This window comes from Blastococcus litoris (genome assembly GCF_003075095.1).
Classification (GTDB): Bacteria; Actinomycetota; Actinomycetes; order Mycobacteriales; family Geodermatophilaceae; genus Blastococcus_B; species Blastococcus_B litoris.
The window spans coordinates 480,091-505,806 of sequence record NZ_QCZF01000001.1 but is presented as its reverse complement, the minus strand read 5'-3'; the positions used below and the strand labels follow the sequence as shown (position 1 = coordinate 505,806).

The 25,716-nt window shown below is 75.1% G+C and carries 21 protein-coding genes; 9 read left to right on the top strand and 12 right to left on the bottom strand.

Annotated elements, in window-relative coordinates:
* The first annotated feature begins 26 nt into the window (after window positions 1-26).
* Together DCS98_RS02515 and DCS98_RS02510 are read left to right on the top strand one after the other, a co-directional pair.
* The gene (locus DCS98_RS02515) at window positions 27-836 is read left to right on the top strand and encodes an Fpg/Nei family DNA glycosylase (RefSeq protein ID WP_116449735.1); all 810 of its coding nucleotides are present in this window, start codon (window positions 27-29) and stop codon (window positions 834-836) included.
* Window positions 837-909: 73 nt separating this feature from the next.
* Window positions 910-1,716, top strand: a complete 807-nt coding sequence (locus DCS98_RS02510; RefSeq protein ID WP_116449734.1) for a glycoside hydrolase family 25 domain-containing protein — start codon at window positions 910-912, stop codon at window positions 1,714-1,716.
* 3 nt (window positions 1,717-1,719) lie between these two features.
* Here DCS98_RS02510 and DCS98_RS02505 read toward each other — a convergent pair whose 3' ends face one another.
* Window positions 1,720-2,028 carry a putative quinol monooxygenase gene (locus tag DCS98_RS02505; protein WP_116449733.1) on the bottom strand — a complete coding sequence of 103 codons (309 nt, stop codon included), beginning with the start codon at window positions 2,026-2,028 and terminating at the stop codon, window positions 1,720-1,722.
* Between the two features lie 62 nt (window positions 2,029-2,090).
* Here DCS98_RS02505 and DCS98_RS02500 point away from each other — a divergent pair, with 62 nt between their 5' ends.
* Window positions 2,091-3,497 (top strand): ferredoxin--NADP reductase domain-containing protein, encoded by a 1,407-nt coding sequence (locus tag DCS98_RS02500; RefSeq protein WP_116449732.1) that lies wholly within the window; start codon window positions 2,091-2,093, stop codon window positions 3,495-3,497.
* On the opposite strand, the gene DCS98_RS02495 is transcribed toward DCS98_RS02500, so the two are convergent.
* From DCS98_RS02495 to DCS98_RS02470, 6 genes are all read right to left on the bottom strand, one after another.
* The gene (locus tag DCS98_RS02495; protein WP_116449731.1) at window positions 3,494-4,576 is read right to left on the bottom strand and encodes an inositol monophosphatase family protein; all 1,083 of its coding nucleotides are present in this window, start codon (window positions 4,574-4,576) and stop codon (window positions 3,494-3,496) included. The genes DCS98_RS02500 and DCS98_RS02495 overlap by 4 nt on opposite strands.
* Entirely contained in the window at window positions 4,569-7,373 is a 2,805-nt protein-coding gene (ppc, locus tag DCS98_RS02490; protein WP_116449730.1) for a phosphoenolpyruvate carboxylase, read from the bottom strand. Before ppc ends, DCS98_RS02495 begins: the two co-directional genes overlap by 8 nt.
* Window positions 7,374-7,446: 73 nt before the next feature.
* A complete protein-coding gene (locus tag DCS98_RS02485; RefSeq protein WP_116449729.1) occupies window positions 7,447-8,307 on the bottom strand; it encodes a tetratricopeptide repeat protein in 861 nt (286 codons plus the stop codon).
* A 77-nt stretch (window positions 8,308-8,384) separates the two neighbouring features.
* On the bottom strand, window positions 8,385-9,365 hold the full coding sequence (locus DCS98_RS02480; RefSeq protein ID WP_116449728.1) for a TIGR03557 family F420-dependent LLM class oxidoreductase: 981 nt from the start codon (window positions 9,363-9,365) through the stop codon (window positions 8,385-8,387).
* 38 nt (window positions 9,366-9,403) lie between these two features.
* The gene (locus DCS98_RS02475) at window positions 9,404-10,588 is read right to left on the bottom strand and encodes an ABC transporter permease (protein WP_116449727.1); all 1,185 of its coding nucleotides are present in this window, start codon (window positions 10,586-10,588) and stop codon (window positions 9,404-9,406) included.
* Window positions 10,585-11,499: an ABC transporter ATP-binding protein gene (locus DCS98_RS02470; RefSeq protein ID WP_116449726.1), complete on the bottom strand. Its 915-nt coding sequence runs from the start codon at window positions 11,497-11,499 to the stop codon at window positions 10,585-10,587. Before DCS98_RS02470 ends, DCS98_RS02475 begins: the two co-directional genes overlap by 4 nt.
* A 92-nt stretch (window positions 11,500-11,591) precedes the next feature.
* Here DCS98_RS02470 and DCS98_RS02465 point away from each other — a divergent pair, with 92 nt between their 5' ends.
* Entirely contained in the window at window positions 11,592-12,287 is a 696-nt protein-coding gene (locus DCS98_RS02465) for a UdgX family uracil-DNA binding protein (RefSeq protein WP_116449725.1), read from the top strand.
* A gap of 31 nt (window positions 12,288-12,318) precedes the next feature.
* On the opposite strand, the gene DCS98_RS02460 is transcribed toward DCS98_RS02465, so the two are convergent.
* On the bottom strand, window positions 12,319-13,686 hold the full coding sequence (locus DCS98_RS02460) for an MFS transporter (RefSeq protein WP_116449724.1): 1,368 nt from the start codon (window positions 13,684-13,686) through the stop codon (window positions 12,319-12,321).
* 82 nt (window positions 13,687-13,768) lie between these two features.
* A complete protein-coding gene (gene pdxH / locus DCS98_RS02455; protein ID WP_241037059.1) occupies window positions 13,769-14,416 on the bottom strand; it encodes a pyridoxamine 5'-phosphate oxidase in 648 nt (215 codons plus the stop codon).
* 190 nt (window positions 14,417-14,606) lie between these two features.
* Between pdxH and DCS98_RS02450 the strand changes: the two genes are divergently transcribed.
* The 3 genes from DCS98_RS02450 to DCS98_RS02440 all read left to right on the top strand — a co-directional run bounded on the left by DCS98_RS02450 (window position 14,607) and on the right by DCS98_RS02440 (window position 19,740).
* Window positions 14,607-15,737 carry a citrate synthase 2 gene (locus tag DCS98_RS02450; protein ID WP_116449723.1) on the top strand — a complete coding sequence of 377 codons (1,131 nt, stop codon included), beginning with the start codon at window positions 14,607-14,609 and terminating at the stop codon, window positions 15,735-15,737.
* A gap of 96 nt (window positions 15,738-15,833) precedes the next feature.
* Window positions 15,834-16,949: a phosphoserine transaminase gene (gene serC / locus DCS98_RS02445; RefSeq protein WP_116449722.1), complete on the top strand. Its 1,116-nt coding sequence runs from the start codon at window positions 15,834-15,836 to the stop codon at window positions 16,947-16,949.
* Window positions 16,950-17,052: 103 nt separating this feature from the next.
* On the top strand, window positions 17,053-19,740 hold the full coding sequence (locus DCS98_RS02440; protein WP_241037056.1) for an ATP-binding protein: 2,688 nt from the start codon (window positions 17,053-17,055) through the stop codon (window positions 19,738-19,740).
* A 4-nt stretch (window positions 19,741-19,744) separates the two neighbouring features.
* Here the strand turns inward: DCS98_RS02440 and DCS98_RS02435 are convergent, their stop codons facing one another.
* Together DCS98_RS02435 and DCS98_RS02430 are read right to left on the bottom strand one after the other, a co-directional pair.
* Window positions 19,745-21,220, bottom strand: coding sequence for a circularly permuted type 2 ATP-grasp protein (locus DCS98_RS02435; protein ID WP_241037054.1), 1,476 nt, complete (start codon window positions 21,218-21,220; stop codon window positions 19,745-19,747).
* On the bottom strand, window positions 21,217-23,115 hold the full coding sequence (locus tag DCS98_RS02430; protein ID WP_116449721.1) for a S9 family peptidase: 1,899 nt from the start codon (window positions 23,113-23,115) through the stop codon (window positions 21,217-21,219). The genes DCS98_RS02435 and DCS98_RS02430 overlap by 4 nt, the downstream gene beginning before the upstream one ends.
* Before the next feature lie 238 nt (window positions 23,116-23,353).
* Here DCS98_RS02430 and sepH point away from each other — a divergent pair, with 238 nt between their 5' ends.
* Together sepH and DCS98_RS02420 are read left to right on the top strand one after the other, a co-directional pair.
* Complete coding sequence (gene sepH, locus DCS98_RS02425) at window positions 23,354-24,289, top strand: septation protein SepH (protein WP_116449720.1); 936 nt, start codon at window positions 23,354-23,356, stop codon at window positions 24,287-24,289.
* 97 nt (window positions 24,290-24,386) lie between these two features.
* Complete coding sequence (locus DCS98_RS02420) at window positions 24,387-24,860, top strand: YflT domain-containing protein (RefSeq protein ID WP_116449719.1); 474 nt, start codon at window positions 24,387-24,389, stop codon at window positions 24,858-24,860.
* Here DCS98_RS02420 and DCS98_RS02415 read toward each other — a convergent pair.
* The gene (locus DCS98_RS02415) at window positions 24,857-25,663 is read right to left on the bottom strand and encodes a TrmH family RNA methyltransferase (RefSeq protein ID WP_116449718.1); all 807 of its coding nucleotides are present in this window, start codon (window positions 25,661-25,663) and stop codon (window positions 24,857-24,859) included. The genes DCS98_RS02420 and DCS98_RS02415 overlap by 4 nt on opposite strands.
* Between the last annotated feature and the right edge of the window lie 53 nt (window positions 25,664-25,716).

Below are 25,716 nucleotides of genomic sequence, written 5' to 3'. Positions count from 1 at the left end.
CGCGGCCGGGATCCGGAGGACCCCCGGTGCCTGAGGGGCACACGCTCTACCGCCTGGCGCGCGAGCAGCAGCAGACGTTCGCCGGACGGCCGGTCCGGGTCACCAGCCCCCAGGGGCGGTTCGCCGCGGGCGCAGCGCTGCTCGACGGGCGCGTGCTGGAGGAGGTCCACTCCTACGGCAAGCACCTGTTCGCGGACTTCGGCGGCGACGTGCTCCACGTGCACCTGGGCCTCTACGGCACCTTCACCGGCGGCACCGGCGACCCGCCCCCGCCCAAGGGCGCGCTGCGGATGCGGTGGACCGCCGAGGGTCCCGACGGCACCGGCGTGTGGACCGACCTGCGCGGCCCCACCGCCTGCGACGTGCTCGCCGAGCCCGAGGTGAAGGCGATCCTGGACCGGCTCGGCCCCGACCCCCTCCGCCCCCGGGCCGACGGCGCCCGCGCCCACCGCCGCATCGCCGCCAGCCGCACCGCCGTCGGCGCGCTCCTCATGGACCAGTCGGTGCTCGCCGGCGTGGGCAACGTCTACCGGGCCGAGCTGCTCTTCCGGCACGGCGTCTCGCCGTTCCGGCCGGGCCGCGCCGTCGACGCCGAGCTGTGGCAGGCGATGTGGGCCGACCTGGTGACGCTCATGCGGGCCGGCGTCCGCATGGGTCGCATCGTCACCACCCGGCCGGAGGACCGGACGCGGCGACGCGGCGCGGTGCAGCGCGACGACGCGCACTACGTCTACCGGCGCACCGGGCTCCCCTGCCGGCTCTGCGGCACACCCGTGCGGACCGAGGTCATGGTCGGGCGCAACCTCTACTGGTGCCCGGTCTGCCAGGCGACCTAGGGCGGTCACCAGGGAGTTCGAGGTTCCGTGACGGCCCGGCACGCCGACCGGGAGCCGTGTACCTTCGCCGCCGATGGCATCGTCAGCGGGGAAGATCGCCGTCGTGGCCTGCGGGGTCGCGGCGGCCGTCGCCGTGCCCGGGACCGCCTGGGCGGACACCTCCGTCGGCTACGACGTCTCGCACCCGCAGTGCGACACCGACCTGCCGCGCGAGCGCGCGTTCGCCGTCGTCGGCGTCAACGGCGGGCTGTCCACCCGGGCCAACCCCTGCCTGCAGGAGCAGCTGACCTGGGCGTGGGAGTCCTCCGGCGAGGTGGCGGGCCAGCCGCGGGCCCAGCTCTACCTCAACACCGCCAACCCGGGGCAGCTGCTCGACGAGGTGACGACCTGGCCGATGAGCGGGTCCACCCCCTACGGCGCGTGCGACGGCACCAACTCGACCGCCTGCTCGTGGGAGTACGGCTGGGAGCGGGCGGAGAACAGCGTGCTGTCGTTCTTCACCCCCGCCGCCCGCGCGGCGCGGGTCGACAGCCAGCCCTCCCGGTACGTGTGGTGGCTCGACGTCGAGACGATGAACACCTGGCAGTACGGGTCCGCCGGGGCCAGCGATCGGAACCGGGCCACGCTCGAGGGCATGGCGTCCTACCTGCTGTCGCGGGACGCCGAGGTCGGCGTCTACTCGACCGGCCGCCAGTGGGGGCAGATCGTCGGCGAGGTCGGCGACGACAGCGTCCTGGCCGAGCTGGACAGCTGGCTGGCCGGCTCGCTGACCGCCGACCAGGCCGAGGCCGCCTGCGACGACGACCCGCTGGTCCCCGACGGCGACGTTGTCCTCAGCCAGTACGTCCGCGACGAGTGGGACCGCAACGTCGCCTGCTGACGGCTAGAGCGCGCCCTTGTCCGCGTCGCCCGCCGGCACCGGGGCCAGCCGGCGGACGTCCAGCGGGGCCGCCAGCTTGTCCGCGATGGCCCCGCCCAGCGTGGTGAGCGCCTCCGCGCGGCCGTGCACCTTCAGGGCCTCCGGGCTCTCCCAGCGCTCCACCATGACGAACGAGCCGTCGCCCTCGTGCAGCGCGTAGAGCTCGCAGCCGGGCTCCTCGTGCACCTTCGGCACCGCGGTCAGGATCGCGTCCCGGACGGCGTCCACCTGGTCGGGCTTCGGGGTGATGGTGGCGACGACGACGACGGGCACGGGTCCTCCTGGACGGCGGTGAGGTGACCCGGGCTGGTGCGAACGGCCCGGGCCGGGACAGGATGCCAGGCGTGCCCGCCGCCGCGTCCCCTCCCCCGTCGGCCGAGCGCCCCCTGCGCATCGCGGTGATCGGCGCCGGTCCCGCCGGGATCTACGCGGCGGACGCGCTGACCCGCCAGGACGACGTCCCGGTCGCCGTCGACCTGGTCGACCGCCTGCCGACGCCGTTCGGCCTGGTCCGGCACGGCATCGCCCCCGACCACCCGAAGATGCGGGCCATCCGCGACACCCTGCACCGCTTCCTCGACCACCCGCTGGTCCGCTTCGTCGGCAACGTCGACGTGGGCGTGGACATCCCCCTCGACGAGCTCCGGCGGCACGTCGACGCGGTGATCTACACCTACGGCGCCTCCCTCGACCGGCAGCTGGACATCGAGGGCGAGCAGCTGCCCGGCAGCCTCGCCGCCACCGACCTGGTCGCCTGGTACACCGGCCACCCCGACTGCGACCGGGCCCGCGTCGAGGCCGCGCTGGCCGGCGTGCGCTCGGCCGTCGTCATCGGCGTGGGCAACGTCGCCCTCGACGTCGCGCGGGTGCTGTCGCGCACCTCCGAGGAGCTCGAGCCGACCGACATGCCGCAGCACGTGCTCGACGTCCTCGCCGCGGCGCCGGTCGAGGAGGTGACCGTCCTCGGCCGCCGGGGGCCGGCCCAGGCCACCTTCACCACGCAGGAGCTGCGCGAACTCGACGGGCTCGCCGACGCCACCGTGCTCGTGGACCCGGCCGAGCTGGAGCTCGACCCGCTCTCCGAGGAGCACGCCGCCGGCGACCGGAACGTCAGCCGCAACCTCGCCGTCCTCCGCGGCTGGGCCGACCACACGGCGGCGCCCGGACGGGTCCGGTTGCGGCTGCGCTTCTTCCGCCGTCCGGTGCGGCTGCTCGGCACCGACCGGGTGACCGGCATCGAGGTGGAGCGGACCGCGGTCGACGGCGACGGCCGGGCCATGGGGACCGGCGAGCTGGAGGTGCTGCCCGCGGACCTGGTGGTGCGCTCGGTCGGGTACCGCGGCGTCCCGCTGCCGGGACTGCCGGTCGACGAACGATCGGGCACCGTGCCCAACGACACCGGCCGGGTGCTCCGCGAGGGGAAGGTGTCCCCCGGCGAGTACGTGGCCGGCTGGATCAAGCGCGGTCCCAGCGGGGTGGTCGGGCACAACAAGCACGACGCCCGCGAGACCGTCGCGGCGCTGCTGGCCGACGTCGCCGAGGGGACGCTCCGTGTCGGCGGCCCGGTCGGCGACCTGGTCGACGAGCTCGTCGCCCGGGGCGCCGAACCGGTGCTGCTCGAGGACTGGCGGGCGATCGACGCCGCCGAGGCCGCCCTCGGCGCGACCCGGGGCCGCGCCCGGACGACGCTGCACGAACGCGAGGCGCTGATGGCCGCCGTGCGGGCGGCCGCCGACCGCTAGGAGACGGCGCGCAGCAGCTCCGCCGCCGCCTCGGACGAGGACGCCGCCACGAAGCGGAGCTTCGCCGCGGTGTCGGGCAGCAGCCGCACGGGCGTGCCGTCGGGGCCCAGCGCGGCGCCGCCGGCCGACAGCAGCACGGCCAGCGCACCGGCGACGTCGTGCACGTGCGTGCCGCTGCGGTCGATGTCGTGCCAGGCGGCCGCCGAGCCGTCGGCGACGAGGCAGACCTCGACGGCGGTGCAGCCGGTGACCCGGACGCGGTGGGCCGGGCCGGGCACGACCACCGTGCCCCCGGCCGGCGCGGACGGGACGACGACGGTGCTGCCGGGGCGCGGCGCCACCGGCAGGCCGTCGCGCCACGCGTGCTGCCCGTCGGCCCACCAGCGGCGGCCCGACGACAGGTCCACGACGACGCCCGCGATCGGTCGACCGGCCCGCACGAGCCCGGCGGAGAATGCCCAGGGCGGCAGCCCGGCGCGGAAGTTCCCGGTGCCGTCGAGGGGGTCGAGCACGACCCAGGGCTCGTCCCCGGCCACCCGGTCGTCGGCGCGCTCCTCGCTGAGCACCGGCACGCCGAGGCCCGCGAGGACCTCCGCGGCCGCCACGTGGGCCGCCTCGTCGGCGGCCACCGCGGGGCTGCCGTCGGCCTTCACCCGGTCCTCGCCGGTCCCGCGGGCCAGGGCCACCGCCGTCTCCACCCGGGTCGCGGCGAGGGCGGCGAGGTGCAGGAACCGCGCGGGCAGCGGGTCCGAGGCCCCCGGCGGGGGGACCGGCCGCACCCCGCGCCCACCGGGCCGGTCGCGCACCCGGTCGCAGCCCCACGCCGACGCGGTCGCCAGGACCGCGGGCGCGTCGGGGCCCACCCCCGAGTCGGCGAGCAGGACCGCCTCGGAGATGCCCTCGGCCGTCCACTGCCGACGCAGCAGCACCGCCGTCGCCCTGCCGTCGGGGAGGTCGCCGGCCAGCACCCGGTAGGCGGGGTCGCTGACCGCCGGGGCGAGCGCGGCCGGCGCCAGCCCGAGCGACGCCGCCGCGCGGCCGAGGTCCGGCCCTCCGGCGGCGACGCGGAGGTCAGCCACTGTTGCGCAGGGCGGTCGCGATGCCGTTGATCGTCAGGTGGATGTTGCGGCTGGTCAGCTCGTCGTCCTCCCCCGCCCGGCGGCGGCGCAGCATCTCCACCTGGAGGTGGTGCAGCGGCTCCAGGTAGGGGAAGCGGTTGCGGATCGACCGCGCCAGCGACGGGTTGTCCGCCAGCAGCTGGTCGTCGCCGGTGACGGCGAGCAGCATCCGGCAGGTGCGCTCGTGCTCGGCCGTGATCTGGTCGAAGACCCGCGCCCGCAGCTCCTCGTCGGGGACGAGCTCGGCGTAGCGCGCGGCCAGGCCGAGGTCGGTCTTGGCCAGCACCATGCCCATGTTGGAGAGCACGGTGCGGAAGAACGGCCACGTGCGGTGCAGCTCGCGCAGGCGGGCCAGCTTCTCCTCGTCCCCGTCGACCCAGCTCTCCAGCGCCGACCCGGTGCCGAACCAGCCGGGCAGCATGATCCGCGCCTGCGACCAGCTGAACACCCACGGGATGGCACGCAGGTCGGAGATGGAGTTGCCCGCCTTGCGCGAGGGCGGCCGGCTGCCGATGTTCAGCTCCGCGAGCTCGCTGATCGGCGTCGCCGCGCGGAACCACTCCACGAAGCCCGGCGTCTCGTGCACCAGCGCGCGGTAGGCCTGCTGGGCCCGGCCGGCGAGGTCGTCGAGCAGCGCGTAGGCCGGCTCCGCGTCGTCGCCGAGACCCTCGATGTCGAGCAGGCTGGCCTCCAGCGTGGCCGCCACGAGGGCCTCCAGGTTGCGCCGGGCCAGGTCGGGGTCGGCGTACTTGGCCGCGATGACCTCGCCCTGCTCGGTGATCCGCAGCGCGCCGGCGACCGCGCCCGGGGGCTGCGCGCGGATGGCCTCGTAGCTGGGCCCGCCGCCGCGGCCCACGGTCCCGCCGCGGCCGTGGAACAGCCGCACCCGGACGCCCTCGGCGCGGGCGACCTCCACCAGGTCCAGCTCGGCGCGGTACAGCGCCCAGTTGGCGGCCAGGTAACCGCCGTCCTTGTTGCTGTCGGAGTAGCCGAGCATGACCTCCTGCTGCTCGCCCCGGGAGGCGACCAGCGAGCGGTACAGCGGCTGGTCGAGCATCGCCGCGAGCGTCGTCCCGGCGGCCTTGAGGTCGTCGATCGTCTCGAACAGCGGCGAGATGCCGACCGACGACGTCGGACCACCGTCGGCGCCGGGGTCGAGGAGGCCGACCTCCTTGAGCAGGACGGCGACCTCGAGGACGTCGCTGACCGACTCGCACATGCTGATGACGTAGTTCGGGACCGTGCGCGGGCCGAGCAGCGCCACCTGGTCGGCGGCGGCCAGCAGGACGTCCAGCTCCCCGCGGGCGGTGTCCGAGAGCTCGGCGTCGGGGCGCACGAGCGGCCGCCGCAGCGTCAGCTCGTGGGACAGCAGCTCGACGCGTGCGGCCTCGTCGAGGGAGCCGTAGTCGTCGCACACCCCGGCCCAGGCCAGCAGCTCGCCGACGACCTCCTCGTGCACCGAGGAGTTCTGCCGCATGTCCAGGCCGCACAGGTGGAAGCCGAAGACCTCCACCGCCTCGCGCAGCCGCAGCAGCCGGTCGTCGGCCAGGGCGCCCGCACCGTGGCTGCGCAGGGACGCGTCGACGACGTCGAGGTCGGCGCGCAGCTCGTCGGGCGACTCGTACGGCGGCAGCGGGGTCTGCGGCGCCGGACCGGGGACCCGGCCGAGCACGGCGTGCGCGGTCGCCGCGAGCCGGGCGGAGATGCCGTTGAGGGCACGGCGGTAGGGCTCGTCGGCGCGGAACGGTGAGTCGTCCCGGGACGCGTCGGCGAGGTGGTAGAGCTCCGGCGTCGGGGTGACCAGCCGGTCGGACATCGACAACTCGCCGCGCAGCGCCTCCAGCTCGTCGAGGTGGTGGGCCAGCGCCGTCTCCGCCTGCCGGCTGGTGGCCCGGCGCAGCGCATCGGCGGTGACGAAGGGGTTGCCGTCGCGATCGCCACCGATCCAGGAGCCCGGCAGGAGCATCGGCCGGCGCAGCAGGCCGGCGTCGGGCCAGCGCTGCTCGAACGCCTTCCGCAGCTCGGCGTTGATCGCCGGGACCACCTCGAACAGCGACAGGTCGTAGTACCGCAGCGCCTCGTCGATCTCGTCCTGCAGGCGCAGCCGGGACAACCGCAGCAGCGCCGTCTGCCAGAGGGTCAGCACCGAGCGCCACAGCTGGGCCGACCACGCCGCGTCGTCGATCTCGCCGCCGGCGGCGCGGTCGCGCTCGCGGACCAGCTCGGCGATGTGCCGCTGGACCTGCGAGATGGTGCGTCGCCGCACCTCGGTCGGGTGCGCGGTGACGACGGGGCACACCAGCGCCCCCGCGAGCTCCCGGGAGACCACGTCGGGGTCGAGGTCGGCGTCGTCGAGCAGCGCCATGGTCGCGGCCAGGCTGCCGGTCTGCGGCGGCGAGCCCTCCCGGCGGTGGAAGCGGCGGCGGCGCTCGTGGTGGATGTCCTCGGCCAGGTTGGCCAGCACCGAGAAGTGGCTGAACGCCCGGATGACGTGGTTCGCCGAGCGGACGTCGAGCCCGGACAACCGCTCGGCCAGCTGGGCGCGGTCGATCTCGGAGCGGCGGATGCGGAAGGCCTCGACGCGGGTCGACTCGACGAGATCCAGGACGTCCTGCCCGGCCTGCGACCCGATCACCTCGCCGAGGACGCGTCCCAGCAGGCGGATGTCGTCGCGGAGCGGGGCCTCGTCGGCCCGGTCGGTGCTCCCGGGGGAACCGGAGGGACGCAGGTCGGCGACGTCGACTGTGGCTTCGGACACGCGGGCAGTATCCGGCCCCCGTGTAACGGGCTCATGTCGGGCCCGGCGACGTGCTGGAGCGGGTGGTCCTGCGTCAGCCGTGCTCGAGCTCCCGCAGGGCGTCCGCGGCCAGCTGGTCGCCGGCCGCCGCACCGAGCCGGAACTGCTCGACGGCGCCGTCGAAGTCACCTCGCTCGGCCAGCAGCACGGCCAGGTTGTGGTGGCAGTACGCCTCGCCCGCCGCGATCCCCCCGCGGTAGGCCTCCTCGGCCGCCTCGTCGTCGTTCATCTCGTCGGCGTAGAAGTTCCCCAGCGGCAGCCAGGACACGGCCTCACCGCGCTTGGCGCCCTTCTCCAGCTGGAAGCGGGCCTCGTCCTTGCGCCCGGACTCGCGCAGCAGGTGCGCGAGGTCGGCGCGGGCGGCCGGGAAGTGGTCGGCGCCGGCGCGCAGCTCGGGCTCGAGCGAGGGGTCCATCGTGGCGCACCAGCGCCAGCAGGCGACGACGGCGGCGGCCTCCTGGTCGCCCATCGCGGCGATCTCCAGCGCGACGTCCATGGCGGCGTGCCGCTCGCCCTGCTCGCGCAGCAGGAAGGCCAGCTGCAGCCCGCCCTCCAGGTCACCGGCCTCGACGGCGCCGCGGTAGGCGCGCATGGCGCCGGCGAGGTCGCCGAGGTCCTCGAGGACCTTGCCGAGGTTGCGCCACGCGTCGGCCTCGCCGCCGGCGATGGCGACCTCGTAGGCCTCGACGGCCTCGGGGAAGCGCTTCTGGGCGGCGAGCGCGTTGCCGAGGTTGAACGAGGCGACGGTGTCGCCCAGGTCGGCGGCGCGGCGGAAGCACGACTCGGCATCGGTCTGCCTCCCGACGTCGGCCAGGTCGCAGCCGAGGTCGATCAGCGCGTAGACGTCGTCGGAGGCCTGCAGCGCCTGGAGGCGGGCGTCGAGGTCCTCGGTCATGGCGCCGATGATCGCCGCCGGGGAACGCTGCCCGCGCCCCCCGGCGGGATGACCTCACCCCAAGGTGTGCGTGCCTGTCAGCTGCCGAAAGCCTCGCGCCAGGCGGGCAGCAGCGTCTTCTGGGTCCACTCGAGGTACGGCGCCTGCTGGTCGCCGCCGATCTGCACGAGCGCCAGGTGGGTGAAGCCGGCGTCGGCGTACTCCTTCGCGCCCTCGATCACGGCGTCGACGTCGTCCCCGCACGGGATGCTGCTCTCGACGTCCTCCTCGCGGACGAAGGAGCTCGCCGAGTCGAACGCCGAGGGCCCGGGCAGCTCGGCGTTGACCTTCCAGCCGAGGCCGAACCAGCGAAACAGCGTGTGCGCCCGCGTCACGGCGGCGCCCTTGTCCGTGCCGTAGCTGATCGGCATCTGCGCGATCTTCGGCTTGCCCGCGCCGCCGGCGCCCTCGAACTGCTCGACCAGCTCGCGCTCGGGGTCGGTGGCGATCAGCGCGTCGGCCAGCTCGCCGGCGATCGCGGCCGCCTGCTTGCCACCGGCGGCGACGCCGATGGGCACCCGCTTCTCCGGCAGGTCCCAGAGCTTCGCGGACTCGACGTCGAAGTGCTCGCCGCGGAAGTTGGTGTACCCGTCGCCGTCGAAGAGGGACCTGATGATGTGGAGGGCCTCCTCCAGCATCTCCTGGCGGACGTCGGCCGGCGGCCAGCCCGCCCCCACCACGTGCTCGTTGAGGTTCTCCCCCGCACCGAGGCCCAGCGTGAACCGGCCGTCGGACAGGATCTGCAGCGTCGCCGCCTTCTGCGCCACGACCGCCGGGTGGTACCGGAAGCTCGGGCAGGTGACGTACGTCGTCAGCGGGATGCGGCTGGTGGCCTGCGCCGCCGCACCGAGCACCGTCCACGCGTGCGGCGAGTGCCCCATCTCGTCCAGCCACGGGAAGTAGTGGTCACTGCTCACCGCGAAGTCGAAGCCGGCCGCCTCGGCACCCACCACGTGGCTGACGAGGTCCTTCGGCCCGGCCTGCTCGGTCATCATCGTGTAGCCCAGCTGCATGCCCATGCGGCGCGGCTACCCGGGGCGTATTGCGTCCAACCGGTTCACGCGCGCTCGGCCTTCAGCGCCTCCCGCATCTTGATCCGGCCGCTGGTGCGCAACAGGGCTCCGGCGTAGATGCGGCCCCCGAGACGCACGATGAGCGCGATGGCCGCCAGCATCAGCACGACCGTGAGACCGATCTCCCACGCGGCCACGTCCCCGGCGGCCTGCCGGACGGGCATCACCATGGGCGAGAGACCCGGCACGTACGAGGTGACCGTCGCCAACGTGCCGTCGGGGGCGGACGCGGCCTGGATCCCCACCACGAACGCGGCGACGAGCACGAGCGTGGTCGGCGTGAGCACCGTGCCGAGGTCCTCCTGCCGGCTCACCAGGGAGGCCGCCACGGCGAAGATGGCCGCGTAGAACGCGTAGCCGAGGACGAACCACAGGACGACGGACACGGCGGTGCCGATCAGCTCGCCCGGGATGTCCACGATGTCCGCGATCAACGCCCCTGCGACGCCGACGACGGCGATGACCACGACCTGCGCCAGCCCCAGCAGGCCGAGGCCGAGGATCTTGCCCGCCAGCAGCTGCCACGGCTTCATCGTCGCGAGCAGCAGCTCGACCACCCGGCTCGACTTCTCCTCCACCACGCCCTGGGCGACGAACTGGCCGAACATGATCAGCAGCCCGTAGAGGATCCCGACCCCGATGATCGCGACGACGACGCGCTGCCCGTCGGCGTCGGCGTCGGGGTCCAGCGGCGTGACCGTGACCTCGGGCGCGCTCAGCCCGCTGAGGCCGGCCTCGGTCAGCTGCTCGGACACGGCGAGCTGGGTGACCGCGCCCTGCACCACGCCCTGCAGCGTTCCCCCCGCCGACTGCTCGACCAGCAGCTCCGGCCCGTCCTCGGCGAGCAGGACGCCGTCGACGTCGCCGTCCTCCAGCGCGGCCCGGGCTGCCTGCTCGTCGGCCAGCTCCACGACGGTGACGTCGGTCTGGAGCGCCTCCCCCTGCGCGGTGAGCGCCTGCTCCAGCCCGGCGGGACCGCCGACGACGCCGACCCGGGTCTCGTCGGCGCCGGAGCTCATGGCGACCTGGAACCCGAGGAGCCCGAGCAGCACGACCAGGATCACGATCGAGCTGATGACGAAGTTCTTGTCGCGCACGCGGGCGGAGATCTCCCGGGCGGCGACGAGCCGGACCAGCGATGCGCTGCTGAGACCGCGCGGCTCGCTCATGCCGCCACCTCCTCGGGGGTCGGGACGGCGACGGCCTCGCGGAACAGCTCGACCAGCGTCGGTTGCTGCCAGGCGAAGTGGGTGACGCGGCCGGTGCGCAGGGCCGCGGCGAGCACGGCCTGGTCGTCGCCGCCGTCGGCGAGCTCGAGCACCGTGTCGCCGGCGCGCTCGGAGACCACCCGCACACCCGGTAACCCGGCCGCCCAGTCGGGACCGGCGTCGGGGGCGGTCACCCGCAGCAGGCGGCCGGACTCGCGGCGCCGCAGCTCCTCGACGGTCCCGGTGGCGACCATGCGGCCGCGCGCCAGGATCCCCACGGAGTCGCACAGCCGCTCCACGAGGTCGAGCTGGTGGCTGGAGAAGACGACCGGCACGCCCTCGCGGGCCTGGCTCAGCAGCGCCTCGGCGAGGGAGTCGACACCGATCGGGTCGAGGCCGGAGAAGGGCTCGTCGAGGATCAGCACCTCCGGGCGGCTGACCAGTGCGGCGGCCAGCTGGACGCGCTGCTGGTTGCCGAGCGACAGCTTCTCGACGGCGTCCCCGCGGCGGGCGGCGAGGCCGAGCCGCTCGACCCACTCGTCGGACGCCCGCGTCGCGGCGGCGCCGTCCAGCCCGTGCAGCCGGGCGAAGTAGGCGACCTGCTCGCCGACCTTCATCTTCGGGTAGAGCCCGCGTTCCTCCGGCATGTAGCCGACGCGCCGGCGGAGCGCCTGGTCCATGGGCTGACCGCGCCAGCGGACCTCGCCCGCGTCGGGACGCACCAGGCCCATGGCGATGCGCATCGTCGTCGTCTTCCCGGCGCCGTTGGACCCGCAGAAGCCGAACATCGACCCCGGGGCGACGGTGAAGCCGACCCCGTCCAGCACGCGGATGTCGCCGAAGCTCTTGTGGAGCCCGTCGAACTCGAGCACATCTCCCCCAGCTATAGGTGGATCGGTCCTGTCACGAACCGTATCGGCCCCTCGTCTCGCGCCCGGCTCGCCACTGCGGTGTCATCGGGGACATGAGCGCCGAGCAGGGAGTCGCCCAGCCGCCCACCGGCGTCGGGCTCGACGGGCTGCGCGCCGCGGCCGCCGGCTGCCGCGCGTGCGAGCTGTGGGAGCCGGCGACGCAGACGGTCTTCGGCGAGGGCCCCGAGACGGCCCGGATCGTGTTCGTCGGCGAGCAGCCCGGCGACCAGGAGGACCGGAAGGGCGAGCCGTTCGTCGGGCCGGCGGGGCGGCTGCTCGACCAGGCGCTGGCCGACGCGGGCATCGACCGCCGCGACGCCTACATCTCCAACGCGGTCAAGCACTTCCGCTTCACCGTGAAGGGCAAGCGGCGGATCCACCAGACGCCCGGCCCGGAGCACCTGCGTGCGTGCCGCCCGTGGCTGGAGGCCGAGTTCGCCGTCCTGCAGCCGGAGGTGGTCGTCTGCCTGGGCGCCACGGCGGCCAAGGCGCTCATCGCGCCGTCCTTCCGGATCACGCAGGACCGCGGGCGGCTCCTCCCGTGGAGCCCGCCGGGGATCGCCCCGGTGGTCGACGACGGCTCGCAGGAGGCCGACGACGACGAGCCGGACGAGGGCGCGCCGGCGCAGACGTGGATGCTCGCGACGACCCACCCGTCGGCGATCCTGCGCACGCCCGACGAGGCGCGCGGCGCGGCCTACGACGCGCTCGTCACCGACCTGAGAGTGGTCGCCGGCGCCCTGGCCTGAGGGTTCGAGGCGCCGCCACGCCTGCGCAGGACTACGCGGTGCCCGGCCGGTCCTCGCCACTCTCGGGGGCGGGCGAGCCCGGCCGGGCCTCCGCGGCGGAGCGCGAGGCGCGGAAGAGCCAGAACGACGGGACCACCAGCGCCACCACGGCCATCGCCACGACGACGACCACGCCGCCGGACACCATCGCCACGCTGACCGACGCGGCGCTGGCGATCGCCCCGGCCCGCAGGTCACCCAGTCGCGGTCCACCCGCGACGACGACGATGAACACGCCCTGCATCCGGCCGCGCATGTCGTCGGGCGCGGCGAGCTGGAGCATCGAGGACCGCAGGACGGCGCTCACCATGTCGCCGGCCCCGGCCACCGCCAGGCAGAGCACGGCCAACCACAGCGTCGGGGCCAGGCCGAAGCCGATGATCGCCACGCCCCACACCGCGATCGCGGCCAGGACGACGGCACCCTGCCGGTCGACGCGCGACACCCAGCCCGACGTCAGCCCCATGACCAGTGCGCCGATCGAGACCCCGGCGAACAGCCAGCCGAGGCTGTTGGGCGACTCCGCGTACCGGGTCTCCGAGAGCTCGGGGAAGACCGCCTGCGGCCACGCGAACATCATCGCGACGATGTCGACGACGAAGGTCATCAGCAGGACCGGCTGCGTGCGCAGGAAGGCGAAGCCCTCCCCCACGCCACGGACGGCGGCCCGCAGCCGGAGCGGCCCCTCGACCCCGTGCGGCGGCAGCGACGGCAGACCGCGCAGCAGCAGCGCGGCCACCAGGAACCCGAGGGCGTCGACCAGGTAGGTGAGGAACAGCTCGCCCATCCCGATGAGGACGCCGGCCAGCAGCGGTCCGACGATCACGCCGGCCTGCCGCACCGTCATGGCCAGCGCGTTGGCCGCCGGGACCCCGGCCGGGCCGACGATCGCCGGGATCACCGCGCTGCGGGTCGGCTGGTTGACGGCGGCGAAACCGGAGACGCAGGCGGTGAGGATCCACAGGACCACCAGGTTGCCCCCGCCGGGCAGCAGCGACTGCGCCGCCAGCAGGGCGCTGGTCACCGCCGCGCCGACGGAGGTGATGAGGATCAGCCGGCGCCGGTCCATCGCGTCGGCGATCGCGCCGCCCAGCAGCCCGAAGACGATCAGCGGGACCAGCGCCACGATGGACGTGACGCCGACCAGCAGCGACGACCCGGTGAGCGCGTAGACCTGGAACGGGACGGCGACCAGCGTCATCTGCTGGCCGAGCATGGTCGCGGCCACGCCCCAGAACAGCCGGCGGTAGTGCGGGTTGCGCAGCGGCGTGGTGTCGATCGCCCAGCCGCGCCGCCGGTCCACCGGCACCGGCTCCTCGACCGCCTTGCCCCCCTCGACCGGGTCGACGGGAGACGTCACGAGAGCTCCGGTTCGCTCGTCCGGCCCCGGTGCAGGGGGCCGCGCCGAGCCTGCGAGGAACGGGGGGCAGCGGGGTCCTTCGTCACGGGGCCAGCCGCTGCACGATCCAGCCGCCGCCCTCCTCGTCGTCGCGCACGAACCGCAGCCGGTCGTGCAGCCGGTCCTTGCCGCCCTGCCAGAACTCCACGCGGTCGGGGATCACCCGGTAGCCGCCCCAGGCTTCCGGCCGCGGCACCTTCTCCCCCGGGGTCTGCTCGTCGAGCAGCCGCACCCGCTCGGCGAGCTCCTCCCGCGAGTCGACGACCGTCGACTGCACCGAGGCCACCGCCGCCAGCTGCGAGCCCCGTGGCCGCGGGTCCCACAGCCCGTCGGACGCGGAGGGCCCGATCTTCTCCACCCGGCCGGTCATGCGGACCTGACGCTGCAGGGCGTGCCAGGGGAAGACGAGCGCGGCACGCGGGTTGGCGGCCAGCTGCGCGCCCTTCGCCGAGGCGTAGCTGGTGCCGAAGACGACCCCGTACTCGTCGTAGCCCTTCATGAGCACGACGCGGGCGTCCGGCGCCCGGTCGGCGTCGGCCGTGGCGACCACCACCGCGTTGGGTTCGGGCAGCTCCGCGGCGACGACGTCGGCGAACCACTTGTCGAACTGCTCCACCCACGTGGCCGCGAGGTCTTCCTCGGTCAGCCGGCCGGCGGTGTAGTCGTTGCGCATGCGGGTGAGGTCGGGCACGCCGCCATGCTGGCACCGTCCGCCCGCACCGGCTTCGCGAGGGCAGGTCGCGCGGGGTCGAGGAGGGCTCCCGACCAGGCCCGGAGCGGCCCCGCGTGCACCCGGCGCCCCCGCACCGCCTAGGGTCGGAAAGGCAATCTGCGTGCCATGCCCCCGGCGCGCAGGGTCCGCGCGCAGAGGAGCATGCGAGATGGCCGACGACTTCGTACCCGGCCTGGAAGGCGTCATCGCCTTCGAGACCGAGATCGCCGAACCGGACAAGGACGGCGGCGCCCTCCGCTATCGCGGCGTCGACATCGAGGACCTCGTCGGCAAGGTGACCTTCGGCAACGTCTGGGCCCTCCTGGTCGACGGGAAGTTCGGCCCGGGTCTGCCGCCGGCCGAGCCGTTCCCGATCCCCGTGCACACCGGCGACGTGCGCGTCGACGTCCAGGCCGCCCTGGCGATGCTGACCCCGATCTGGGGCTACCGCCCGCTGCTGGACATCGACGCCGAGGAGGCCCGCGAGGAGCTCGCCCGGGCCGCTGTCATGGCGCTGTCCTACGTGGCGCAGTCCGCCCGCGGCATCGGCGTCCCCGCCGTCCCGCAGAAGCGGGTCGACGAGGCCTCGACCATCGTCGAGCGGTTCATGATCCGCTGGCGCGGCGAGCCCGACCCCCGCCACGTCGCGGCAGTCGACGCCTACTGGACGTCGGCCGCCGAGCACGGCATGAACGCCTCCACCTTCACCGCCCGCGTCATCGCCTCCACCGGCGCCGACGTCGCCGCCTCCCTGTCGGGCGCCATCGGCGCCATGTCGGGCCCGCTGCACGGCGGTGCCCCCTCCCGCGTCCTGCACATGCTCGACGAGGTGGAGAAGACCGGCGACGCGGAGAAGTACGTGAAGGACCTGCTCGACCGCAAGGAGCGGTTGATGGGCTTCGGTCACCGGGTCTACCGCGCCGAGGACCCGCGCGCCCGCGTGCTCCGCCGCTCCGCCGAGGAGCTCGGCGCCCCGCGCTTCGAGGCCGCCCTCGCCCTGGAGAACGCCGCCCTCAAGGAGCTGCGCGAGCGCCGTCCCGACCGGCCGGTCGAGACCAACGTCGAGTTCTGGGCGGCGATCGTCCTCGACTTCGCCGAGGTCCCCGCGCACATGTTCACCTCGATGTTCACCTGTGCCCGCACCGCCGGCTGGTGCGCGCACATCCTCGAGCAGAAGAACACCGGCCGCCTCGTGCGCCCCTCGGCCCGCTACATCGGGCCCGACCCGCGCAAGCCCGACGAGGTCGAGGGCTGGGACACCATCCAGACGAAGACCACGACCCAGGTCGCGCCTGCCTGACGGCGCACTCCCTGACCTCGACGGCCCGGTCCCGCACCCCTGCGGTCCCGGGCCGTCGTCGCACCACCCGCTGACGAGAACCGAGAGGCACGCCCGGTGACCATCACCATCCCCGCAGAGCTCCTGCCCGCCGACGGCCGGTTCGGCTGCGGACCCTCCAAGGTCCGCCCCGAGGCGCTGCGCGCGCTGGCCGGCGACGGCGCGGCGGTCATGGGCACCTCGCACCGGCAGGCACCGGTGAAGAACCTGGTCAGGGAGATCCGCGAGGGCCTCACCCAGCTGTTCGACCTCCCCGACGGCTACGAGGTGGTCCTGGGCAACGGTGGGACGACGGCGTTCTGGGACGCCGCGGCATTCGGCCTCATCCGCGACCGCGCCGCCTTCGGCACCTACGGCGAGTTCTCCGCCAAGTTCGCCTCCGGGGTCAAGGAGACGCCCTTCCTCGGCGAGCCGGTGATCGCCGCGGGCGCTCCCGGATCGCTCGCGCTGCCCACGGGGCAGGCCGGCATCGACGCCTACGGCTGGGCCCACAACGAGACCTCGACCGGCGTGATGGCGCCGATCCAGCGCCCGCACGGCGGCGACGACGACGCGCTGGTGCTCGTCGACGCCACCAGCGGCGCCGGCGGCCTGCCGGTCGACATCGCGCAGACCGACGTCTACTACTTCGCCCCGCAGAAGTCCTTCGCCGCCGACGGCGGGCTGTGGGTCGCCGTGATGTCCGGCGACGCCCTGGCCCGGGTCGCGGAGATCAAGGCCTCCGGCCGCTGGATCCCCGGCTTCCTCGACCTGTCGATCGCGGTGGACAACTCGTCCAAGGACCAGACCTACAACACCCCCGCGGTCGCGACGCTGTTCCTGCTCGCCGACCAGATCCGCTGGCTGCTGTCGCTCGGCGGGCTGTCGGGTGCGGTCGCCCGGACCACGGAGTCCTCGAGCCGGCTCTACGGCTGGGCGGAGAAGTCGGAGTACGCCACCCCCTTCGTGGCCGACCCCGCGCACCGCTCCCTCGTCGTCGGCACCGTCGACTTCGCGGACTCGGTGGACGCCGCCGCCATCGCGAAGACGCTCCGGGCCAACGGCGTCGTCGACGTGGAGCCCTACCGCAAGCTGGGCCGCAACCAGCTGCGCGTGGGCATGTTCCCCGCCGTCGACCCGGACGACGTGAGCGCGCTGACCGCGTGCATCGACCACGTGGTGGAGCGCCTGTAGGAGGACGCGGCGGGGCCCCCAGGGGCGCCGGGTAGCGTCCGGAAACCGACGTTCGAGCCGAGTCAGGCGTGCCTGTCGTCGGCTGGAGGTGAGTGTGGTTCCCGTGTCCTCGGGATCCGGCGGCGGCGAGCTGTTCGCCGCAGGTGGTGATGCCGGACGGCTGATGGCGGCCCACGACTGGGCGAGCAGCCCGGTCGGGCCGGTCGACTCGTGGCCGGCGGGCCTGCGGCACGCCGTCCGCACGGTGCTCGTGTCGCGGTTCCCGATGGTCCTCACGTGGGGCCCGGAGTTCACGCAGTTCTACAACGACGCCTACGCCCCCTTCATCGGGGCGAAGCACCCGGCCATCGGCGAGGACATCCGGGTGACCCTCGCCGAGGGCTGGGACGCCCTCGGCCCACCGATCGCCCACGCGATGGAGACGCTGGAGGCCTCCTGGCTGCCCGGTCTGCTGCTCCTGCTGGAGCGGTCGGGGTACCGCGAGGAGACCTACTTCACCGTCTCCCACGCGCCGGCGTTCGACGACGACGGCACGGTCGCCGGCATGCACGGCGTCTGCACCGAGGTGACCGGCCAGATCCTCGGTGAGCGGCGGCAGCGGCTGCTGCACGAGCTCTCCCTGGTGGGGGGCCAGCTGGGCGACGAGCGGGAGACCGTCACCGCGATGTGCCGGGCGCTGGGCGGCGACGTCCTCGACCTGCCGTTCGCGGCGGTCTACCTCTCCCTGCCCGGCGAGCGGCCCTACCGGTTGGTGGCGGCCACCGGCTGCGATGCCGCACTGCTGCCCGAGGTGGCGGGCCCCGACGCGCTCCCGACGGACGTCGGGCACCTCGGCGTCACCGGTGGCCCCTTCGGCGACGCGGTGACCGAGGCCGTGGTCCTGCCCGTCTCGGCGTCCCACGAGGCGGAGCCGGTCGGGTACCTCCTCGTCGGGAAGAGCCCCAACCGGGCGCTGGACGCCGAGTACCGGTCCTTCCACCAGCTCGTCGCCGGCCAGTTCGCCGCCGTCGTGGCCAACATCCGCGCGTTCGAGGCCGAGCGCGTGCGGGCCGAGTCGCTCGCCGAGCTCGACCGCGCGAAGACGACCTTCTTCTCCGACGTGAGCCACGAGCTGCGCACCCCGCTCACGCTGCTGCTGGGCCCGATCGGCGACGTCCTCGACGACACCGACGAGCCCCTGCCCCCCGGCGCCCGGGAGCAGCTGCAGCTGGCCGTGCGCAACGGCCAGCGGCTGCAGCGGCTGGTCAACGACCTGCTCGACTTCGCCAGCATCGAGGCCGGGCGGGCCACCCCGGTGCGGGTCGAGACCGACGTCGCCACGTTCACCGCGGAGCTGGCCGGGATCTTCCGGGCCGCGACCGAGCGCGCCGGCCTGCGCCTCACGGTCGACTGCCCGCCCCTGGACCGCCCGGCCTTCGTCGACCCGCGCATGTGGGAGAAGGTCGTGGTCAACCTGCTGGCCAACGCCGTCAAGTACACCTTCGTCGGCGGCATCGACGTGGCCCTGCGCGCCGACGACGACGGCTTCCGGTTGACCGTGGCCGACACCGGCGTGGGGATCGTCGCCGAGGAGCTGCCCCAGCTGTTCGAGCGCTTCCACCGGGTCGCCGGCGCCACGGCCCGCACCCGGGAGGGCACCGGCATCGGGCTGGCGCTCGTGCACGAGCTCGCGGCCCTGCACGGGGGCACCGTCTCGGTGGCCAGCGAACCCGGCGTCGGCAGCACCTTCACCGTCGCGCTGCCCTACGGCGTCCCGGACGTGGCCGAGGGTGGCTCGCGGGCCGTCAGCCCGTCGGACGCGGCGCGTGGCGAGGCCGCGAGCTGGGAGGAGGACACCAGCCGGCCCGGCCGGCCCGCCGCCGGCCCGTCGTCGGGGGCGAGCATCCTCGTCGTCGACGACAACGCCGACATGCGCGCCTACCTCACCCGGCTGCTCGGTCCGCACTGGACGGTGCGGACGACCGCCAACGGCGAGGAGGCGCTCCAGGCGGTGGCCGAGGCGCTCCCCGACGTCGTCCTGACCGACGTGATGATGCCGCGGGTCGACGGCTTCGAGCTGCTCCGCGCGCTGCGGGCCGACCCAGCCACCCGCCAGGTCCCGGTGATCATGCTGACCGCGCGCGCGGGGCAGGAGGCCTCCGTCGAGGGCCTCGAGGCCGGCGCCGACGACTACCTGGCCAAGCCGTTCCGGGCCGACGAGCTGATCGCCCGCGTGCGGGTCGCCCTCGACCGTGCCGCCGGGCGCACCGCCGTCCCCTCCACCCCGACCCCGCCGGCCGACGGGGTCGCCGACCGGCCGACCGCCGCGCACGCACCCATCTGGGCACCACCGGACCAGGGCGCGGCCCGGCCGGTGCCGCCGTCACCGCGCCGGCCGCAGCAGGCGGCTCCCGGTGAGGACGCCCACTGGCGGCTGCCGTCCTCGGCGTCGTCCATCCCCGTCCTCCGCCGGCGGCTGCGCGGCTGGCTGGAGGCAGCCGGCGTAGACGAGGACCAGGCCTACGACCTGCTCCTGGCCGCGTGCGAGGCGGCGACCAACGCGGTCGAGCACGCGCAGGGTCCCACCGAGCCCTTCGTCGACGTCTCCGCCGCCCTCGGCGACGGGTACGTCCGCATCGCGGTGCGCGACTACGGCCAGTGGCGCGAGCGGGTGCCCAGCATGGACCGGGGGCGCGGCTCGACGCTGATGAGCGCCTTCGGGGAGATCACCGCCACCCCCAGCCCGGAGGGCACCACCGTCGTGATCACCAGCGCGCTCGTCGGCCGGACGTCGGCCGCCGCATCCGGCTGACCGGTCAGCCCGCGATCCAGGTGTCCTTCGCGCCGCCGGACCACCAGCCGGCCGGCTGGGCGACGTCGGCCACCCGCGTCAGCGGGGCCGGGAGCGCGGTCGCCCCGCCGTCCCGGCCCGCGACCGAGAGCACCCGGAGGTCCACGAACCGGGGCTGCAGCGAGCCGTCGACCAGCGACGGCAGCGTCGTCGGCGTCACCGGCTCGCGCGCCACGAAGCGGTAGGGGGCGGCGGACACCTCCGCCTGCAGGAAGGCCAGCTCCGCCGCGGTGCACGCCGGCCCCACGACGGTCCCGCGGCCGCCGTACCCGACGACGGGCGTCACGACGAGCTCGTGCAGCCGATCGCGGACCTGCGCCCACTGCTCCTCGTGGGCGAGCACCCACGTGGGCACGCTGCCCAGCAGGGGCTCCTCACCGAGGTAGAAGCGGATCATCTCCGGCACCCACGCGTAGCCCGCCACGTCGTCGGCGAGCTCGTTGCCCGGCACGTTGGCCAGACCCAGCCGACCGGCCCGCACGGCCTCGGTGAGGAGGGAGTCCAGCGACTGCCCGGTGGGGGTGCGGAAGGCGGCGAGCAGCCCGTCGTCGAAGCGCCGGTAGAGGACGTCGACAGGCACCCGCTCGCCGTCGACGGCGGCCTCCACACCGCCGTCGATCCGGGGCCACAGGTCACCGGCCCGGACCAGCGGCACACCCAGGACGTCGGCGAGCAGCCGGTGCTCGAACCAGGCGTTGTCGCTCTCGCCGGCGGTGAGGACGGCGATCCGCGGCTCCCCGGTGCATGCCGGCGGGGCCGCGGTCGCCAGCCCGGCGCGCAGCAGGGGGACGGCGTCGAGCGGATCGGCGAGCTGCCCGCCCGCGGCCAGCAGCTCGGGCACGGCGTCGGCGAGCGTGGCGTGCGCGGCGAGCGCGTAGCCGAGGCCGGCCGGCACCCGCAGGTGGTCGGCGGTGACCACCCACTCCCCCGCCGCGGTCCGCACGACGTCGGCGCCTGCCACGGTGGCGCGTGGCTGGCCCGGCCACGCCTGGCCCACCGCGTCGGGGTCCCGGCCGGGGCTGTGCGCGACCGCCCACTCCGGGAGCACGCCGGCGCGCACCACCTGCGGGTCGCGGTCGACGTCACCGCGGCGCCGTCCGGCCGCCCGGTACGCGTCGGCGAGGAAGGCGTTGAGCGCCCGGTGCCGCTGCTCGACCCCGGCCGCGATCCGCGCCCACTCGGCGGCCGGGAGGATCCGCGGTACCGGGTCGAGGGGGAACGGGCGCACCGTCTGCCGGCCGTCGGCCCAGGCCGCCACCGACACCTCGCGCGCGGCGTGACCGGTGGCCACCGCCGTCGCCGCGGTGGCCAGCCCCGCCGTCCCCCACCCGCGCAGCACCGGCTCCAGCCGCGCGTACCCGCCCCGGAGCCGGCCGTCCTGGGTGACGGCCTCGTCCGCGGGGGGTGCCGGGTAGTCGGCGAGGGGGTCCTGGCTGATCACAACCAGCGATCGAACCAGGCGGCGACCCGCTCGCCGAGTTCGACCAGGTGCTCGCGGCCCACGATGGTGTGCCCCTCACCCGCCAGCAGCAGCAGATCGCTGGGCGCGCCCCGCGCCTGCAGCTCCTGGTGCGCCTGCACCGACTCCGCCACCGGCACGTTCGTGTCCCGGTCGCCGTGCACGAACAGCACCGGGGAGGTCAGCCGCTCCAGCACCGTGATCGGCGAGAGCGCCGCCAGCAGGTCCCGGTCGGCGACGGCGTCGCCGTACTCGGTGACCGACGCCGCCGCCATCCACGGCTCCGTGCCGGCGAAGAACGTGCGCAGGTCGCTCATCCCGGCGCCGGTCACGCCGGCGGCGAACAGCTCGGGCCAGCGGGTCAGGGCCACCAGGGTCAGGTAGCCGCCGTAGGACCAGCCGTGGGCGCCGATCCGGCCGGGCTCGGCGATGCCCCCGGTGACCAGCGCGTCGACCGTCGTCCGGACGTCCTCGAAGGACGCCTCCCGCGCCGGACCGTCGTCGGCGATCAGGAACGCGCGCCCGAAGCCCCCGGATCCCCGGACGTTCGGCGCGAAGACGGTGAGCCCGGTGGCCACGAGGGACTGGGCCAGCGGCGACCAGTCCGGGCGCTCCTGCCCCTCCGGCCCGCCGTGGAAGGTGACGACGGTCCGGTTGGGGCCGCGCACCCCCCGGGGCGTGTAGAGCCAGCCCGACAGCGGCATCCCGTCCGGGGCGACGTAGTCGTACCGGACCGGCGCCACGAGACCGGCGCGGCGGGGAGGGGCCGGCGCGGAGTGCAGGGGCTGCGGCGTCCCGTCGTCCAGGGAGATGCGGTGCAGGGCACGCGGCGACAGCGGGCCGGTGAGCTCGGCGACCAGGGTCCGGCCGTCGGTCGACAGCGACCAGCCCGGCATGACCGGCTCGGGGAGCGCGATCTCGCGGATGCAGGAGCCGTCGGACAGCGCGTGCACGCGCAGCTCGGTGATCCCGCCGGCGTTCCAGACGGCGAGGACCGTCCCATCCGAGCGCAGGGCGTAGCCGTCCAGGTCGGCGTCCGGACGGCGGAGGACGACGCGGCCCGCTCCCGGGACGCCGTCGTCGGTCAGGGCCACCTGCACCAGACCGGCCCGGTCGGTGAAGGGCTCTCCGGGCAGGGACGCGCGCACGAACACCGACCGGCCGTCGGCACCGAAGCGGCCGTCCTCCGAGGCGGCCCCGCCGGGCGCCTCCCGGCCGATGAGCCTGCGCTGCACGCCCGTCGCGACGTCGACGACGACGACGTGGCGGTGGGCGCGGGGCCCGCGGCGGGCGAGCACGAGGCGCTGGTCGGCGGAGACCGAGGTGACGGAGAGGAACCCGCCGGTGGCCAGGGTGCGCTGCTCGCCGGTGGCGACGTCGACGAGGACGACGTCGGCGTCGGGCCCGTCACCCGGCGCGACGGAGCACGCGTAGTGGTTCGGCCCGGTCCAGCCTCCGGCGAAGACGGTGGCGCGCGGGTCCTCCCCGGCGAGCAGCCGGGCGTCGCTGCCGTCGGGCCGCACGACGTGCAGCTCGGCGCAGATGGAGCCGCCGGGGCTCACCAGGTAGGCCAGCCACGCACCGTCGGGCGACCAGGCGACGGAGACGACCTCCTGGGCCGGCGCGGAGAGCACCGCCGGCGGCGCCGCCCCGTCGAGGTCGGCGACCTCGAGGCGCGGCAGACCGGACCGGTCGGTGACGTAGGCGACGTGCGTGCCGTCCGGCGACAGCGCGGGGCACCAGGCGCCCGGGGCGGCCGCGATCCCGGTGACGGCGCGGCGCACCGCGGCGGGCAGCAGCTCCGGCGAGGCCTCGGTAGGGGCGGCCAGGACCCCGGCGGGCGGACCCTGCCGGCGGTCGGTCAGCGGGCTGACCATGTGGACACCTCCTCGTCCTGCTCGCGGCCCATGGTGCGGACCGCATGTTGCGTACACGTGACATGGCACGTATCGGCGGGGAAGGTAGCGGTCCGCACCCCCCTCGTGGGGTGTCTGCGCGAGCGGCGCCGGGACGCGCCACGCCGCGTCGCCTCCGCGCCGGGGTCGCGGCGCGCGGATAGCCTCGTGCTCCGGTCCGTCTCACCGGCGACCGGTGGCGCAGTCAGGAGGTCCGCCCATGCGCACGCTGCGCCTCGTGGCGCTCTCCGACGACGGCATGAGCCTCGTGCTCGCCACCGAGGGCGCCGACGGCGCGGAGGGCGAGCGGTTCGAGCTGCCCATCGACGAGCGCGTGCGCGCGGCGGCCCGGGGCGACGCCCGCCGGCTCACCCAGATCGACGTGGACGCCGGCGTGGAGCTCCCCCCGCGGGTGATCCAGGCCCGGATCCGCGCCGGCGAGACGCCCGAGCAGGTCGCCGCGGCGTCGGGCACCCGGGTCGAGCGGATCATGCGCTTCGCCCACCCGGTGATCCAGGAGCGCCAGCGGATCGCCGAGCAGGCCCGCGAGGCCCGCGTCCGGCTCAGCGAGGGCTCGCCCGGCGGCGCGCTGCACCGGTTCATGGACGAGCGGCTCCGGCTGATCGACTCCGACGTCGACGACGTCAGCTGGGACGCCCACCGCACCCACGACGGCACCTGGCAGGTCACCGGCGCGTGGCGGGCCGGCGACAAGTCCGGTCTCACCCGCTGGACGTTCGACCTGCCCTCGCGCACGGTCGCGCCGTTCGACGCGGCCACCATGGACTTCGCGGAGGGCACCCGGCTCGTGCGGGTCGTGCCCGAGGTCCCCGCCGGGGTACTGGCGCCGGCCGCCCGTCCGCGCTCGGTCAGCGTGGTCCGGCCCGACGACGAGCCGGTCGTGCACGACACCGTGACCCCCGAGATCCTTCCGGCCGAGCTGCTCGGCCACGAGGATGCCCCGGTGCGCGACGTGCACCCGGCCAGCGGCTCACCGGCCGACGAGCGGACGTTCGACGCCCTGCTCGACGAGGTCGCCGACCACGACACCGTCGTGCTCGGCCGCAGCGGCGAGGACGGGGACGACGGCGAGGACCCGCGCGCCCGCATCCCGGCGTGGGAGGACATCGTCTTCGGGGTCCGCCGCCACCGCTGAGGAAGGACTCCTCGGCCCCCCACCACTCGCGCGCTCGCGGTGGGACCCTGCACAGGGGCCGTGGAACAGTGCCCCTGACCGGGTCGTTGGAGGGGACATGTCAGCTTCGGTGTCGATGCCGCTGGGCGGCGTCCAGGTGGGTTCCTACGACAGCTACGAGCAGGCACAGGCCGCGGTCGACTACCTCTCCGACCAGAAGTTCGCGGTGGAGAACGTGACGATCATCGGCTCGGACCTGCGGCAGGTCGAGAAGGTCACCGGCCGGCTCACGATGGGGCGTGCGGTCGCGGCGGGAGCGGCCGGCGGCGCGTGGTGGGGCCTGTTCGTCGGTCTCCTGCTCGGGATCTTCTCCACCGACGGCGGGGGCTGGATCGGCTCGGTGCTCAGCGGCCTGCTGGTCGGCCTGGTGTTCGGCGCGATCTTCGGCGCCATCGGCTACTCGACCATGGGCGGCAAGCGCGACTTCGTGAGCACCAGCCGGATCGTGGCCGGCCGCTACGACGTCATGTGCAACCCCGCGCACGCCGAGGAGGCCCGGGCGCACCTGGCGCGCTTCTCGCTGCGGGGTTAGCGCAGGGTCGCGAAGGCGATGGCGGCGGCGGCCGCCACACCGAGCGAGTCCACCCCCGCGCGCATCGGGATGCGGGCGCGCACGGTCGCGGCCCGCTGCGCCTCGGGCGTGAGCCCCGGCCCTTCCGCCCCGAGGAGCACCGCCGTCCGCGGGTGCGCGACGGGGTCGAGGTCACCCAGGTCGACGGCGTCCGCGGCCGGGGTCAGGGCCACGGTCGTGTAACCGGCGTGGTGCAGCCGCTCCAGGCCCTCCGGCCACTCCGGCAGGACGGCGAACGGCAGGCCCAGCACGTGCCCCATCGAGACCCGCACCGACCGCCGGTAGAGCGGATCGGCGCAGCGCGGGTCGAGCAGCAGGCCGTCCACGCCGAGCGCGACGGCCGAGCGCGCGATCGAGCCCAGGTTCTCAGCGTCGTTGAGCGCCTCGAGGACGGCCAGCCGCCGGGGGGCCGCTGGGTCCGGCCCGGCGAGCAGGTCGTCGAGGTCCGCGGGCGGGCGGCGGTCGGCCGAGGCCACGACGCCGCGGGTGAGCCGGAAACCGATGACCTCCGAGAGCACCCACTTGTCCGCTTCGTAGGCCGGCACGCCGTCGGGGAGGTCCAGCGCCGCCACCCGCCTGGGGACGCCGAACACCGCGCGCACCCGGTAGGGCGAGGCCAGGAGCCGCTCCACCGCGGGCACGCCCTCCACGATCACCGTCCCCGTGCCGCGGGCCGTACCCGCCGGCCGGTCGCCCGCCTTGAGGTCGCGGAAGTCGGCCACCCGCGGGTCCAGCGGATCGGTGATGACGACAGGGCCGGCCACCGCGCCATCCTCCCAGCCCGTGATCCCTCGCCCGACCGCCCCGTCACCGCCGC

Bases quoted from the DNA above. Each gene is read 5' to 3' on its own strand.
- DCS98_RS02500 (WP_116449732.1), top strand. From the start codon at position 2,091: ATGCCAGGCGTGCCCGCCGCCGCGTCCCCTCCCCCGTCGGCCGAGCGC.
- DCS98_RS02485 (WP_116449729.1), bottom strand. From the start codon at position 8,307: ATGACCGAGGACCTCGACGCCCGCCTCCAGGCGCTGCAGGCCTCCGAC.
- DCS98_RS02475 (WP_116449727.1), bottom strand. From the start codon at position 10,588: ATGAGCGAGCCGCGCGGTCTCAGCAGCGCATCGCTGGTCCGGCTCGTC.
- sepH (WP_116449720.1), top strand. From the start codon at position 23,354: ATGCGCACGCTGCGCCTCGTGGCGCTCTCCGACGACGGCATGAGCCTC.
- DCS98_RS02510 (WP_116449734.1), top strand. From the start codon at position 910: ATGGCATCGTCAGCGGGGAAGATCGCCGTCGTGGCCTGCGGGGTCGCG.
- DCS98_RS02480 (WP_116449728.1), bottom strand. From the start codon at position 9,365: ATGGGCATGCAGCTGGGCTACACGATGATGACCGAGCAGGCCGGGCCG.
- DCS98_RS02420 (WP_116449719.1), top strand. From the start codon at position 24,387: ATGTCAGCTTCGGTGTCGATGCCGCTGGGCGGCGTCCAGGTGGGTTCC.
- DCS98_RS02430 (WP_116449721.1), bottom strand. From the start codon at position 23,115: ATGGTCAGCCCGCTGACCGACCGCCGGCAGGGTCCGCCCGCCGGGGTC.
- DCS98_RS02450 (WP_116449723.1), top strand. From the start codon at position 14,607: ATGGCCGACGACTTCGTACCCGGCCTGGAAGGCGTCATCGCCTTCGAG.
- DCS98_RS02465 (WP_116449725.1), top strand. From the start codon at position 11,592: ATGAGCGCCGAGCAGGGAGTCGCCCAGCCGCCCACCGGCGTCGGGCTC.